This is a genomic window from Rhodococcus sp. HM1, assembly GCF_023218075.1.
Lineage (GTDB): Bacteria > Actinomycetota > Actinomycetes > Mycobacteriales > Mycobacteriaceae > Rhodococcus.
Genome location: NZ_JALPTB010000025.1, coordinates 41,673 through 56,362, shown reverse-complemented (window position 1 = coordinate 56,362; position 14,690 = coordinate 41,673). Strand labels below are relative to the sequence as shown.

General features: G+C 69.9%; 11 protein-coding genes. 5 read left to right on the top strand and 6 right to left on the bottom strand.

What is annotated here, in order from left to right:
• Positions 1-10: 10 nt before the first annotated feature.
• On the bottom strand, positions 11-1,261 hold the full coding sequence (locus M1M07_RS14875; RefSeq protein ID WP_248674753.1) for an aspartate aminotransferase family protein: 1,251 nt from the start codon (positions 1,259-1,261) through the stop codon (positions 11-13).
• A 70-nt stretch (positions 1,262-1,331) separates the two neighbouring features.
• On the opposite strand from M1M07_RS14875, the gene M1M07_RS14870 reads away from it, so the two are divergent.
• Together M1M07_RS14870 and hrpA are read left to right on the top strand one after the other, a co-directional pair.
• On the top strand, positions 1,332-2,294 hold the full coding sequence (locus M1M07_RS14870) for a TIGR03621 family F420-dependent LLM class oxidoreductase (RefSeq protein WP_248674752.1): 963 nt from the start codon (positions 1,332-1,334) through the stop codon (positions 2,292-2,294).
• Between the two features lie 71 nt (positions 2,295-2,365).
• Entirely contained in the window at positions 2,366-6,259 is a 3,894-nt protein-coding gene (gene hrpA, locus M1M07_RS14865) for an ATP-dependent RNA helicase HrpA (protein WP_248674751.1), read from the top strand.
• Between the two features lie 50 nt (positions 6,260-6,309).
• Here the strand turns inward: hrpA and nrdR are convergent, their stop codons facing one another.
• Together nrdR and M1M07_RS14855 are read right to left on the bottom strand one after the other, a co-directional pair.
• Positions 6,310-6,786, bottom strand: a complete 477-nt coding sequence (gene nrdR, locus M1M07_RS14860) for a transcriptional regulator NrdR (RefSeq protein ID WP_197254661.1) — start codon at positions 6,784-6,786, stop codon at positions 6,310-6,312.
• A 183-nt stretch (positions 6,787-6,969) separates the two neighbouring features.
• Positions 6,970-7,470, bottom strand: a complete 501-nt coding sequence (locus M1M07_RS14855; RefSeq protein WP_248674750.1) for a LysM peptidoglycan-binding domain-containing protein — start codon at positions 7,468-7,470, stop codon at positions 6,970-6,972.
• 272 nt (positions 7,471-7,742) lie between these two features.
• Here M1M07_RS14855 and lexA point away from each other — a divergent pair, with 272 nt between their 5' ends.
• Positions 7,743-8,450 (top strand): transcriptional repressor LexA, encoded by a 708-nt coding sequence (gene lexA, locus M1M07_RS14850; RefSeq protein WP_197254663.1) that lies wholly within the window; start codon positions 7,743-7,745, stop codon positions 8,448-8,450.
• Between the two features lie 72 nt (positions 8,451-8,522).
• On the opposite strand, the gene M1M07_RS14845 is transcribed toward lexA, so the two are convergent.
• The 3 genes from M1M07_RS14845 to M1M07_RS14835 form a co-directional block, all read right to left on the bottom strand.
• Positions 8,523-9,665 carry an acyl-CoA dehydrogenase family protein gene (locus M1M07_RS14845; protein WP_197254665.1) on the bottom strand — a complete coding sequence of 381 codons (1,143 nt, stop codon included), beginning with the start codon at positions 9,663-9,665 and terminating at the stop codon, positions 8,523-8,525.
• A 121-nt stretch (positions 9,666-9,786) separates the two neighbouring features.
• On the bottom strand, positions 9,787-11,079 hold the full coding sequence (locus M1M07_RS14840; RefSeq protein WP_248674749.1) for a uracil-xanthine permease family protein: 1,293 nt from the start codon (positions 11,077-11,079) through the stop codon (positions 9,787-9,789).
• 41 nt (positions 11,080-11,120) lie between these two features.
• Positions 11,121-12,812 carry a phosphoenolpyruvate--protein phosphotransferase gene (locus M1M07_RS14835; RefSeq protein WP_197254667.1) on the bottom strand — a complete coding sequence of 564 codons (1,692 nt, stop codon included), beginning with the start codon at positions 12,810-12,812 and terminating at the stop codon, positions 11,121-11,123.
• Between the two features lie 123 nt (positions 12,813-12,935).
• Between M1M07_RS14835 and M1M07_RS14830 the strand changes: the two genes are divergently transcribed.
• Together M1M07_RS14830 and M1M07_RS14825 are read left to right on the top strand one after the other, a co-directional pair.
• Positions 12,936-13,703, top strand: coding sequence for a DeoR/GlpR family DNA-binding transcription regulator (locus tag M1M07_RS14830; RefSeq protein ID WP_248674748.1), 768 nt, complete (start codon positions 12,936-12,938; stop codon positions 13,701-13,703).
• Complete coding sequence (locus tag M1M07_RS14825; protein WP_197254669.1) at positions 13,700-14,689, top strand: 1-phosphofructokinase family hexose kinase; 990 nt, start codon at positions 13,700-13,702, stop codon at positions 14,687-14,689. Before M1M07_RS14830 ends, M1M07_RS14825 begins: the two co-directional genes overlap by 4 nt.
• Position 14,690: the final 1 nt, after the last annotated feature.

Here is a 14,690-nt window from a genome sequence, read left to right as displayed (position 1 = left end):
CTGGGGCGGGTCAGCCGAGTGCGACCGCGAATCCGTCGACGAGATCCTGGACCTGCTCGTCGGTCATGACGAACGCGGGCGAGATCTGCATCGCACCCTGACCCGCCGCGCGACCCGAAATACCTTGTGCGCGCAGCGCCTTCACGAATCCCGGCGCCTCGGTCGGGTCGGCGAGTTGAACCGCGGCGACCGCACCGAGACCGCTGCGGATCTCCGCCACGCGGGGGTGATCCGCGAGCGGTGCAAGCTTGGTGTGCAATGTCGTCTCGAGCCGCGCGGCCTCGTCGAGCAGCCCTTCGTTCTCGAGGATGTCGAGGTTCGCCAGGGCTGCCGCGGCCGACCCCGCGTGTCCGCCGTAGGTGTAGCCGTGGCGCCACCACACCCCCCCGGCGAAGAACGGCTCGGCCACCCGCGGAGCGACGAACACGGCGCCCATCGGCAGGTAGCCGGACGTCAGACCCTTTGCGGTGGTCATGATGTCGGGCTGCAGATCGAACCGTGACGACGCGAACCACGATCCACCGATGCGGCCGAATCCGGTGACCACCTCGTCGACGACGAACAGGATGTCGTGGTCGCGGCAGATGTCACGGATCTCGGTGAGGTAGCCCTCCGGCGGCAGGTACACCCCACCGGCGCCGATGATCGGTTCGGCGAAGAACGCGGCGATCGTGTCCGCACCGACGGACTCGATGAGCTCGAGCAGCGCCTTCGCGTCGTCCCACGGCACCGTCGCGGTGTCGTCCCACAACTGCCCGTAGCCCTCGCCGTTGACGGGGATCCCGGCCAGCGACGTGCCACCGATGTGCATGCCGTGATACGCCTTCTGCCGTCCGACGAGCAGCGTCTTGGTGGACCGGCCCATCTCCTGCCAGTAGCGGCGGGCCAGTTTCGCGGCGGTGTCGATCGAATCGGAGCCGCCGGAGGTGAAGAAGATCTTGCTGTCCGGGACGGGCGCGATCGCGGAGAGTCGTTCGGCGAGCGCGACCGTCGGCTCGAGCGCGAGATCCCCGAAGTTCGAGTAGTGCGCGACCTTTGCGAGCTGCGCGGCCACGGCCTCGCCGATCTCGGTGCGGCCGTGCCCGATGTTCGCGAACCACAGGCCCGCGGTCGCGTCCAGGTAGCGGGTGCCGGCGTCGTCCCAGATGTAGGCGCCCTCACCGCGAGCGACGACGAACGCTCCGTCGCGTTCGATCGCGCCCATGTCGGCAAATCCGTGCCACAACGCGCCCACGATCCACTCCCGTCCACGACCGTTCATGTCCGTCGGCCATCGTACGTACCGGCAACGATTCTGGCGTGCACGGCGCGCGTGCGCCACGCTGGAGTGCATGACCGGATTCCGGTTCTCCGTCAACGTACTCGGCATCGAGTCCCCGGAGGCCTTCGCACGGTCCTGCCGGGCCGTCGAGGAGGCCGGATACGACGCACTCTTCGCCGCGGATCACCTCGGGGTGCCGGCACCGTTCCCGACGCTGGTGGCCGCCGCGTACGCCACCGAGCGGTTGCGGGTGGGGACGCTGGTGCTCAACGCCGGGTTCTGGAATCCGGCGCTGCTCGCCCGCGAGATCGCCACGACCGACGCGCTCACCGGCGGGCGGCTCGAGGTCGGCCTCGGTGCGGGTCACATGAAATGGGAGTTCGAGTCCGCAGGCATCGTGTGGGAACCCTTCGGCGCCCGCGCCGACCGCCTCGAAGCGACCATCGCCGAACTGCGGCGACTCTTCGCGCATCCCGGCTACGAGCCACAGGCCGCGATGCGCGAGGCCTTCGGCATGCCGGTGCTGCGACCGGTCCAGCGGCACGGCTTCGGCGGTGAGGGTCCGCCGCTGATCGTCGGTGGCACCGGAGACCGGATCCTCGCGATCGCGGCGGCGCACGCGGACATCGTCGGTGTCGCCGGCGCGTACCAGGTGCGAGGCCGTCCCCCGGGCACCTTCCGGATCGGGTCGGCAACCGAAGCCGACGACCGCGTCCGGTTCGCGCGGGCCTGCGCCGGGCCGCGCGCCGACCACATCGAGTGGCACACCCTGCTCCAGCTGGTGCTCGAAACCGACGACCGGGAAGCGGCGGCGGCGTCCGTCGCGCACAGGCTCGGATTGCCGGTGGGCGACCTGCTCGACACCCCGTTCCTGCTGATCGGCACGGTCGAGGAGATGGCCGCGCAGATCCTGAACGCGCGCGACCGTTACGGCTTCACCCACTTCACGGTGCACGCCCCGTTCCGGGACGTCTTCGCGCGGGTGATCGCGCGGGTCCGGGAGACCGAGCGCCCACCCGCCCCGGCCGACTGACCGCTCGCCGTTCCCGAAGCGTGCCTGTGACGGGGCCCGACGATCGTGTTTCGCTAGGCTGTCTCTTCAGCATGTCCATCTCTCCCGCCCCGAACCGCCGCGACCTGAAGTCGGCCCTCGCCGAGGTGTCGCTCCGCGACGAACAACGTCTCCGCCGCAAGCTCGATCGCGCTCGCGGCGCCGACGCGCTCACCGCGATCGCCGCCGAGATCGAACGGGCCCGCATCCGCCTCGCCGAGCGGGCCGCCGCCGTCCCCGCGATCACCTATCCCGAGACGCTGCCGGTGTCGCAGCGCAAGGACGACATCGCGGCCGCGATCCGCGACCGGCAGGTGGTCGTCGTGGCCGGCGAGACCGGTTCGGGCAAGACCACGCAGATCCCGAAGATCTGCCTCGAACTCGGTCGCGGTGTGCGCGGGCTGATCGGGCACACCCAGCCGCGGCGCATCGCCGCGCGGGCGGTCGCCGAACGTCTCGCCGAGGAACTCGACACCGAACTGGGCGAGACCGTCGGCTACACGGTGCGCTTCACCGACCAGGTGTCGGACTCGACACTGGTCAAGCTCATGACCGACGGCATTCTGCTCGCCGAGATCCAGCGCGACCCGCTGCTGCGCCGCTACGACACCCTGATCATCGACGAGGCTCACGAGCGCAGCCTCAACATCGACTTCATCCTCGGCTACCTGCAGCAGCTGCTGCCCCGACGGCCCGATCTGAAGGTGATCATCACCTCGGCGACGATCGATCCGGAACGGTTCGCACGGCACTTCGCCGCCCCCGACGGGACCCCGGCACCGATCGTCGAGGTGTCGGGGCGGACGTTCCCGGTCGAGATCCGGTACCGGCCGCTCACGGTCGAGGTCGGCGATCAGCTGATCGACCGGGATCCCGTCGATGCGGTGTGCGAGGCGGTCGAGGAACTGCAGGCCGCCGGTGACGGCGACATCCTGGTGTTCCTCTCCGGTGAACGCGAGATCCGCGATACCGCCGACGCCCTGCGCGACCGCAAGCTGCGCAACACCGAGATCCTGCCGCTGTATGCGCGGTTGTCGGCGGCCGAGCAGCACAAGGTCTTCACCCCGCACACGGGCCGCCGGGTGGTGTTGTCCACCAACGTCGCCGAGACGTCGCTGACCGTCCCCGGTATCCGCTACGTCGTCGACCCCGGCACCGCGCGCATTTCGCGCTATTCGGTGCGGACCAAGGTGCAGCGGCTGCCTATCGAGGAGATCTCGCAGGCGTCGGCGCGGCAGCGGTCCGGTCGCTGTGGCCGCGTCGCCGACGGTATCTGCATCCGGCTGTACTCCGAGGAGGACTTCGAAGCCCGCCCGGAGTTCACCGAACCGGAGATCCTGCGCACCAACCTGGCGTCGGTGGTGCTGCAGATGACCGCGCTCGGTCTCGGCGACATCGCGTCGTTCCCGTTCGTCGAACCACCGGACCCGCGCGCGATCCGCGACGGCATCGCGCTGCTCGAAGAGCTCGGTGCCCTCGAGCCGGCCAAGCGCGACGAGCTGCCCAAGCTCACCGCGACCGGCCGCGAACTCGCGCGGCTGCCCGTCGACCCGCGGATGGCGCGGATGATCGTCGAGGGCCACCGCAACGGCTGTCTGCGCGAGGTGCTGATCATCGTGGCGGCGTTGTCGATCCAGGACGTGCGTGAACGTCCCGCCGAGTTCCAGCAGGCAGCCGACGAGAAGCACGCCCGCTTCGCGGTCGAGGGCTCCGATTTCCTGGCCTTCCTGCGCCTGTGGGACTATCTGAAGGAACAACGGAAAGCACTGTCGTCCAACCAGTTCCGGAAGATGTGCCGCAACGAGTTCCTGCACTGGCTGCGGATCCGCGAATGGCAGGACCTGCAGGGGCAGCTGCGTCAGATCACCCTGAACCTCGGCTGGGAGACCCGCCACCAGGACGTCTCCGAGGACTCGATCCACCAGTCGCTGCTCGCCGGTCTGCTCTCCCACGTCGGGCTGCGCGAGGGCGACAAGCGGGACTATCTCGGGGCGCGCGGTTCGCGTTTCGCGATCTTCCCCGGGTCGTCGCTGTTCAAGAAGCCACCGCGTTGGGTGATGGCCGCCGAACTCGTCGAAACGTCACGATTGTGGGCGCGCATGGCGGCGCGCATCGAGCCGGAATGGGTCGAGAAATTGGCCCCGCATCTGGTCAAACGCACGTATTCGGAGCCGCACTGGTCGATCAAACGCGAGGCGGCGATGGCCTACGAGCGCGTCACGCTCTACGGCATCCCTCTCGTGGCGCAACGCCCGGTGCAGTACGGCACGATCGATCGGGAGGTCTCGCGCGACCTGTTCATCCGGCACGCGCTGGTGCAGGGCGAATGGCGCACGCGGCACAAGTTCTTCCACGCCAACCGGGCGTTGCTCGAGGACGTCGAGGAACTCGAGCATCGTGCGCGGCGACGGGACATCCTCGTCGACGACGAAACGCTGTTCGCCTTCTACGACGAACGGGTCGGACCGAATGCCGTGTCGGCCAGGCATTTCGACACGTGGTGGAAGAAGGCGCGCCAGCAGGATCCCGAACTGCTGACGTTCACCCCGGAAACGGTCGTCAATCAGGACGCCGCCGCAGTGCTCGAGGGGGACTATCCCGACGCGTGGCGGCAGGGCGATGTGCAGTTCCCGCTCACCTACCAGTTCGAGCCGGGCACCGAACAGGACGGCGTGACCGCCCGCATCCCCGTGGCGTTGCTGGCCGGGATCCGCCCGGTCGGGTTCGACTGGCTCGTGCCGGGCATGCGTCACGAACTCGTGACGGCATTGATCAAGACCTTGCCGAAACAGCTTCGGCGCCAAGTTGTTCCGGCACCGGACTTCGCGGCGGCCGCGCTCGCGTCGGTCACCCCGCGCAGCGAGCCGCTCGTCAACGCGATGGCCCGCGAGTTGTCGCGGCTCGGGAACTGCCGCATCGAACCGAGCGATTTCGACGTCGCGGCCCTGCCCGAACATCTGCGGCTGACGTTCGCGGCGGTCGACGAGCGCGGGAAGGTCCTGGGGCACAGCAAGAGCCTGGCGGACCTGCGCAAGAAGCTGGCGGTGCGCGTCGACGCGGAGGTGGCGCGCGCTGCGTCGAGCACCGAACGCGCGCCGGCGCTGGTGTGGACGGCAGAGACGCTCGGCACGCTGCCGGAGACCGTGACGCGCACGGTCGGGAACCAGCAGGTGACCGGCTATCCGGCCCTGGTGAGCGAGGGGTCCGGTGTCGCGGTCCGAGTCCTGAGCACCCCGCAGGCACAACGCGCCGCGACCCGCACCGGCCTGCGGGCGCTGCTGCTGGCGGCGGTTCCGACGCAGGCGCGCGCCGCCACGTCGGGGCTGACCAACGCGGAACGTCTCGCGCTCGGCCGCAATCCGGACGGTTCGTTCGACGCGCTGCTCGAGGACTGCCGGGCCTGCGCCGTCGACGAACTGGTCGCGGCGCACGGCGCGCCGATCCGGACCCCCGAGGAATTCGAGGCGATGGTCAAGACGGTCCGGGCGCAGCTGCCCGGCCGGGTGTCGGCGCTGCTGAAGCTGGTGGTGCCGGCGCTGTCCCGGGCCCACGAGGTCGGGGTGCTGCTGGACCGGGTGCGCGGCGAGGCCGCCGACGATGTGCGGGAGCAACTGGCCTCGCTGCTGTTCGCGGGCTTCGTGACCGACCTCGGCAGTCGCCGTCTCGCGGACCTGCCGAGATATCTCGCCGCCGCAGCGCAGCGCCTCGAGGCACTTCCGGCGAGCGCCCACCGCGACGCCCAGGGCATGGACGTACTCGACCGGGTGTACGCCGAATACGATCGGCTGCTCGCCCGGCTGCCCGAGGAACGCCGGGCCGGCGCGGACGTGAACGAGGTGTACTGGTTGATCGAGGAGCTGCGGGTGAGCCTGTTCGCGCAGGGCCTTGGAACTCGGATCCCGGTGTCGGAGAAGCGAATCATGAAGGCCATCAGCGCGATTCGCTGAACGGTCGAGCACCGGCGCCGAGCCGTGCGCCGCACCGACACCCGCGAGGGTCAGTCCTCGCCGGGGTCGGTGCTGCGCCGCGCCTGATGCTCGCGCAGTTCCTTGATCTCGCGTTCGAAGTCCTCCGCCGAGCTGAAGCCCCGGTACACGGACGCAAATCGCAGATAGGCGACCTCGTCGAGGTCCCGGAGCGGGCCGAGGATGGCCAGACCGACTTCGTGGCTGGGCACCTCGGGAGAACCCTTGGCCCGCACCGCGTCCTCGACCTGCTGCGCCAGCAGGTTGAGCGCGTCGTTGTCGACCGCGCGACCCTGGCACGCGCGGGCGACGCCGCGCACGACCTTCTCGCGGCTGAACGGCTCGGTCACGCCGCTGCGCTTGACGACGGACAGCACCGCGGTTTCGACGGTGGTGAATCGGCGGCCGCATTCGGGACATGCCCGGCGCCGGCGGATCGCGGCGCCCTCATCGGCCTCGCGCGAATCGACGACCCGAGAATCCGGGTGCCGGCAGTACGGGCAATACATGTCGGTTCCTTCGTCGCTGCCGTGCGGGCCGCGACGTCGGCGTCGAACCGTCTTCCCGAGGTCATCCCCGCCCTGAGGTGGAGCTGCCCCGACGCGACCACACGGGGTGGTGTGGCTTACAGGAATCGACAATACCTGCCGGCCGGATTCGTCCCGGTCCGGTCCCCGGTCGAGCACGGCAGCTCACCCGCGGCCGACGACCGGAACGATGAGCTGCTGACCGGGACGCACCGTGGTGCCGGACAGCATGTTGAGCTCGGAGATCTGCTCCACTACCTGGACCGTGGCGGCGTCCGGGGCGATCCGGGCGGCGACGTCGGCGAGCGATTCGCCGATTCTGACGACCGCGACGTCGGTGCGCGGAACATGCGCCGCGACCTCGCTCGTCCGCAGGTACCCCACCGCGAGGATCGCGACGAGCGCGGTCGCAGTGAGGAGCACCGTCACCACCGTCTGCCGCACGGCCCGGGGGAACGACAGCGCCGCCGGGCGGGTGCGGTCGGTGCACGCGACGGGAGCCGCTGCCGGACGGCGGTATTCGATGTGTCCCGCATTCGGGCGGGGAAACGGCGGCCGGACCGGGAAGCGATAGATCCGGGCGTCCCGCTCGTGGGCGGGGTCGACCCGCATCGGGCCGGTCGTGAACTCGTTCCACTCGGTTCGGCGAACTGCTGCTGCACCCATCGGATCCTCCGTGCTCGACCGGTCGCGGTACTCGATCGGCTGCGCGAACTGCGCATTTCTCGCTCGATCGCTCAAGTGTTCGATCTATGTCGACCCTTCGTTCGATCAAAGGTTCGAAGAACATCTGTTCGAATTTCTACCACGCCATGATCGACTTGTCAGCTTTTCGAGCCGGAAATCTCGAACAGGTGTTTGATAACGCGCGCGAATGCGGATAGATTCGATACATCACAACCAGCACATCCGACACTCGACGCACGGAGGTCACGACCATGACGGACGCCAACTCCGCGAGCGGCCCCGCCCGGACGGTCGTCGCCGATTCGACGGCCGGGCTCACCGAGCGCCAGCGGCGCGTTCTCGAAGTGATCCGCGATTCGGTGGCCGAGCGAGGGTACCCGCCGAGCATCCGGGAGATCGGCGACGCTGTCGGGCTCAACTCCACGTCGTCCGTGGCCCATCAGCTGCGCACCCTCGAACGCAAGGGCTTCCTGCGGCGCGACGCCAACCGGCCGCGCGCCGTCGATGTCCGCGGCCTCGAGGACAGCGCGGTCACCCCCGACGACAGCACCGAGACCACCGCTCCCGCAACGTCGGCGGTACCGTCCGCGGCGATGGTGCCGGTCGTGGGCAGGATCGCGGCCGGTGGCCCGATCCTCGCCGAGGAGGCCGTCGAGGACGTCTTCCCGCTCCCCCGCGAACTCGTCGGCCAGGGATCGCTGTTCCTGCTCAAGGTCGTCGGCGAATCGATGATCGACGCCGCGATCTGCGACGGCGACTGGGTGGTCGTGCGCCAGCAGAACGTCGCCGAGAACGGCGACATCGTCGCTGCGATGCTCGACGGGGAAGCCACCGTGAAGACCTTCAAGCGAGTGAAGAAGGACGTGTGGCTCATGCCGCACAATCCGATGTTCGAACCGATCCCCGGCAACGACGCCGTCATCCTCGGCAAGGTCGTCACCGTGATCCGGAAGATCTGAGATCTCCCACAACGACATCGGGGCGGTACCGCGATTGCGGTACCGCCCCGATGTGGTTTTCCGGAAGGTCGCTCAGACGTTCAGCGAACGGCCGATGACCTCCTTCATGATCTCGTTGGTGCCGCCGTAGATCTTCTGCACGCGAGCATCCAGGTACGCCTTCGCGACCGGGTACTCACGCATGTAGCCGTAGCCGCCGTGCAACTGGAGGCACCGGTCGATGAGCTCGACCTGCTTGTCGGTGGTCCAGTACTTCGCCATCGCCGCCTCCGGCACGGTGAGCGTGCCGGCGTTGAGCGACTCGATGCACTTGTCGACGAACACGCGCGCGATCTGCGTCTCGGTGGCGAGTTCGGCCAGCTCGAACCGGGTGTTCTGGAACTTGCCGATGGACTTGCCGAACGCCTTGCGGTCGCGGCAGTACTGCAGGGTGTCCTCGAGGACCTGCTCCATGGCGGCCGCGGCGACCACCGCGATCGACAGGCGCTCCTGCGGGAGGTTCTGCATCAGGTAGATGAAGCCGAGGCCCTCTTCACCGAGCAGATTCGCGCCGGGCACGCGCACGTTGTCGAAGCTCAGCTCCGCGGTGTCCTGCGCGTCGAGACCGATCTTGTCGAGATTGCGGCCGCGCTCGAAACCGGGCATGCCGCGCTCGACGACGAGGAGCGAGAAGCCCTGGGCGCCCTTCTCGGGGTCGGTGCAGGCAACGACGATCACCAGGTCGGCGTTGATGCCGTTGGTGATGAACGTCTTGGAGCCGTTGAGGATCCAGTCGTCGCCGTCGCGCACCGCACGGGTCTTGATGCCCTGCAGGTCGCTACCGGTGCCGGGTTCGGTCATCGCGATGGCGGTGATGATCTCGCCGGAACAGAAGCCGGGCAGCCACCGCTGCTTCTGCTCCTCGTTCGCGAGGTTCAGCAGGTAGGGAGCCACGACGTCGTTGTGCAGCATGAAACCGACACCGCTGTAGCCGCCGCGGGTGGTCTCCTCGGTGAGCACGACGTTGTACCGGAAGTCGTCGACACCGCCTCCGCCGTACTCCTCGGGAACGGCCATGCCCAGAAAGCCCTGCGCCCCGGCCTTCTTCCAGACCTCACGGTCGACGATCTTGTCCTTCTCCCACTGCTCGTGGAAGGGTGCCACCTCCTGCTCGAGGAACTTCCGGTACGACTCGCGGAAGAGTTCGTGTTCGGGTTCGAAGAGGGTGCGTTCCATGTGCGCTCCTGTAGGTCACGGCGTACTTCGCCCTTACGGTAGGCAAGTACCACCTGTTGTGACGCTGACAGGAGCGAGCACGTTTTGTGACAGTTGTCGCCGGTGTGGAACGGCGGCAGGGTCACCCTCGGAGGTTCGCCAACTTCCGGAGGATCGGGTAGGCGACGAGGATGCCGATCGATCCCCATGCGATGCCGCCGAGTTCGACCGATCCGATCGACAGCGTCAGGTCGCCGATGCCCGCGACGAGCGCGGCAGCCACGACGGTGAGGTTCACCGGGTCGGTGAAGTCGACCTTCGCGTCCATCCAGATGCGGACGCCGAGGATGCCGATCAGGCCGTACAGGACCAGGGTCGCGCCGCCGAGCACGCCGTCCGGGACGGTGAAGACGAGTGCGCCGAATTTCGGGGAGAACGCCAGGACGACGGCGGTGGCCGCGGCAACCCAGTACGCGGCGGTCGAGTAGACGCGGGTGGCGGCCATGACCCCGATGTTCTCGGCGTAGGTCGTCGTGCCCGAGCCGCCCCCGAAGCCGGCGAGGGTCGTAGCCAGGCCGTCGGCGAACAGGGCATCGCCGGCGACGTCGTCGAGATTGCGTCCGGTCATCGCGGACACGGCCTTGACGTGGCCGACGTTCTCGGCGATCAGGACGATCACCACGGGCAGCGCGACCAGCACGACCGACAGCTGGAACGTGGGGCCGCGCAGTTCCGGAACCCCGAACCAGGCGGCGTCGCGCAGCGCCGTGAGCCGGTCGTCGGCCAGACCGCCGGTGACCGCGGCGAACACCCAGCCGATCACGACACCGACGAGGATGCCGAGCCGGCCGAGCAGGCCGGGACCGAGCACGGTGACCAGCAGGATCGAGACCAGGGTGATCGCGGCGATCAGCGGCTGCGCCTCGAACGAGCCGACGGCGGTGGGGGCCAGGTTCAGGCCGATGAGCGCGACGATCGCGCCGGTCACCACCGGCGGCATCACGGCGTCGATGACGCGGGCGCCGAGCGCCTTGACCACGAGCCCGACGACGGCGAGCAGCACGCCGACGGCGACGATGCCGCCCAGTTGCGCGGCGGGTCCATCGGCCGCCGACGCGGTGAGCGGGGCGATGAAGGCGAAGGACGAACCGAGGTAGCTGGGCACCCGGCCCCGCGTGATCAGCAGGAACAGCGCGGTGCCGATCCCGGAGAACAGCAGCGTCGTGGTGACCGGGAAACCGGTGATCGTCGGCACCAGCAAGGTGGCTCCGAACATGGCGATGACGTGCTGCATGCCGATGCCGACGGTCCGCGGCCAGGACAACCGTTCGTCCGGAGCAACGACCCCGCCGTGGGTGATGCGGCGGCCGTCACCGTGCAGTGTCCAGCCGACGCCCGCACGTACCCTCTTCGTGGTCTTCACCGGTTCGCTCACGAAACGGAATCGTAAGGCCAGGAAGGCGCGCCGCGCAGTGCTCAGCCCAGGATGCGGGTGACCGCCGCACGGGCGGACGCCGGATCCGCGGCGGCGACGGCCGCTTCGGCGGCCTCCCGGCACCGGTCGAGAGTGACCGTCGCGAGCCGGGCGCCGACCGCGCCGACCGCGGCCGCCGCGCACGACAGCGAGGTGACGCCGAGCCCGGCCAGTACGCAGCCGAGCAGCGGATCGGCGGCGGCCTCCCCGCACACTCCGACCGGTTTTCCGGCCGTCCGGCCGGCCTCCGCGGTCCGGGCGACGAGCGCGAGCACGGCCGGCTGCCACGGGTCGGTCAGCGCCGCGAGCTGCGGGGACATGCGGTCGGCGGCCATCGTGTACTGGCCGAGATCGTTGGTGCCGACGGACAGGAAGTCGACGTGCTCGAGCAGCCGGTCGGCGAGCAGTGCCGCGGCGGGCACCTCGATCATGACGCCCGGCACCATCTCCCGGGCCCGCACCAGCGCGGCGAACCGGGCGGCCTCGGCGACGGTCGCGATCATCGGGGCCATGACCCACGGCGACTGGCCGGTCCGCGCGGCCGCCTCGGCCACCGCGTCGAGTTGCCGCTCGACGATGCCGGGTGCGGTCGCCTCGATCCGGATGCCCCGCACACCGAGCGCCGGGTTGTGTTCGTCGGGATGGGTCACGAACCGCAGCGGCTTGTCGGACCCGGCGTCGAGGGTGCGCACGACGACCTTGCGCCCGGCATAGGCGGTGAGCACCTCCGCGTAGATGTCGGCCTGCTCGGCCACCGACGGTTCGACGTCCCGGTCCAGGAAGCACAGCTCGGTGCGGAACAGGCCGACTCCCTCGGCGGGGGTCTGCCGGGCTGCACGCGCGCCGGCACCGTCCTGCACGTTCGCGAGGATCGCGACCGGGTGGCCGTCGGCGGTGGCACCGGGGCCGGTCCAGGAGGCCACGCGGGCGCGTTCCTGCCGGTCCACCTCGACCGCCGCGCGTGCGGCCTCCGGGTCCGCATCCATGCGGATCTCGCCGGTGGAACCGTCGAGCAGGACGGCCGCGCCCGCCGGGATCGCGTCGAGTCCCGCCGCGGCGACCACGCACGGAATGCCCAGCTGGCGCGCGATGATCGCGGTGTGGCTCGTGGGTCCGCCCAGGGTGGTGGCCAGCCCGATGATGCGGGTGGGGTCCAGGCCGGCGGTATCGGCCGGGGCGAGGTCCTCGGCGAGCAGCACCGACGGCTCGTCGGGCAGCTGGATTCCCGGTTCCGGATGTCCGCTAAGTTCCGCGACGACGCGGTCGCGGATGTCGCGCAGGTCGGTGACCCGCTCGGCCATGAGCCCACCCAACTGCGCGAACATCGTCGCGAACTGCTCGGTGGTGTCGATCGCGGCGGCCACGGCGTCCGATCCGTTGCGGATCCTGCCGGTGGCGGCGCCGATCCAGGCGCGGTCCTCGGCGAGGCCGGCGTTGGCCAGCAGCACCTCGGCGGCGGCGCCGGAGGCGTGGGCGGCGCGGGCCCGCAACCTGTCGGCGACGACGCTCGCGGCGGCCGTGAACCGTTCCGCTTCGGCTGCGCGGGCGGTGTCGGGAACGCCCGCGTGCGCGGTGGGTAGTTCGGGGCGCGGCGCGGGGCGGATCGCCGGGCCGTAGGCCACACCGGGCACGACGGGGGTTCCGTGGACTTCGCGCACCGGCGAACCGTCTGCCACCGGCATCACGTTCTTCATGCTTCCTCCTCGCCACTGGCGGAGATCGATGTGATCGAGATTACTCCGGAGCATTGACATGTCAACACATACGGGCGTAAAACAACATAAAGCAACATTTTCCGCAGGCGACGAGGAGACCCGGTGTACGCAGAGGAACGGCAACAGGCGATCGGCGAGCTGATCGAGCGGCGCGGACGCATGTCCGTCGCCGAACTCGCCGGTCGGTACGGCGTCACGACCGAAACCGTCCGCCGCGATCTGGCCATGCTCGAACGGCTCGGCCACGTGCGGCGTGTCCACGGCGGCGCCATCCCCGCCGCATCCCTCACCGTCACCGAACCCGGCCTGGCGGAACGCGACCAGACCCGCGCCGGATTCAAGGACCGCATCGCCGCGGCCGCCACCCGATTCCTGCCGGAATCCGGCGGGAGCGTCGTCATCGACGCGGGAACCACGACCGGTCGCCTGGTCGCGGCCCTGCCCACCGACGTCGACCTCACCGTCGTGACGAACTCGGTACCCATCGCGGCACGGCTCGCCGGGCTCGGCTCCGTCCGGCTGCATCTGCTCGGCGGTCGCGTCCGCGGCGTCACGCAGGCCACCGTCGGCGAGGACGCGTTGCGCTACCTCGGCATGCTGCACGTCGACGTCGCCTTCATCGGTACCAACGCACTGTCCGCCGATCACGGCCTGTCGACGCCCGACGCGGACGAAGCCGCGGTGAAGCGCCGGATGGTCGAGGCCGCGGACCGCGTCGTCGTGGTCGCCGACTCCTCCAAGATCGGCCGGCGGCACCTGCTGAGTTTCGCTCCCCTCGCTGCCGTCGACGTCCTCGTCACCGACAGCGAGATCGACGAGACCGACCGAATCCAGCTCATGGAACAGGGAATCGAGGTGGTGACGGCGTGATCGTCACACTGACCGCCAATCCGAGCCTGGACCGCACGATCGCGCTGTCCGGCCCGCTCGTCCGAGGCGCCGTGCACCGCACCGCCGACGTGCTCGTCGACCCCGGAGGCAAGGGCATCAACGTCGCACGGGTCCTGCACGCCGCCGGCCACCCGGTTCTCGCGATCCTGCCGGGCAACCCGGGAGACCCACTCCTCGCCGCCCTCGAAACACACGGAATCGACTGCCTGGCAATAGAAACCGCATCGCTCGCACGAACCAACACCACCGTCGCCGAACCCGACGGCACCACTACGAAACTCAACGAACCCGGTAGTGCATACGGCCCCCGGACACGCGCGGAACTCCGGGCCGCCGTGGTCGCCCGGGCCGCCGGGGCGGACTGGACGGTGCTCTCCGGATCGCTGCCCCCGAGCGTTCCGGACGACTGGTACGCCGACCTGGTGTGTGCACTGCGCGCCACCGGAACCCGGATCGCGGTGGACACCTCAGAGGCGCCGCTGCTGGCACTCTCGGCGCGGTTCCCGGAGGCCGCACCGGATCTCGTCAAACCGAACTCCGACGAACTCGCCCAGCTCACCGGCGCCGATTCCGCGGCGCTCGAAGCCGCCGCGGCCGCCGGCGACACCGCTCCGGTGGTCGCGGCCGGGCGCAGCCTCGTCGCCCGCGGGGTCGGGGCGGTGCTGGCCACGCTGGGCGCCGCCGGTGCGGTGCTGGTCACCGCCGAGGGTGCGTGGCGGGCCGTGGCACCGGCGGTCACCGCCCGCAGCACGGTCGGCGCCGGCGATTCGTCGCTCGCCGGCTACCTCGTCGCCGAACGCAACGGTCTCGGCCCGGCCGACCGGCTCCGGCACGCCGTGGCGTACGGATGCGCCGCCGTCGCCCTGCCGGGCACCGCACTGCCCGGCCCGGACTCGGTCGATCCGGCCGCGGTGACCGTCACCGACCTCGATCCCCGCTCCGCGGTACTCCCCCACCACTCGTAAG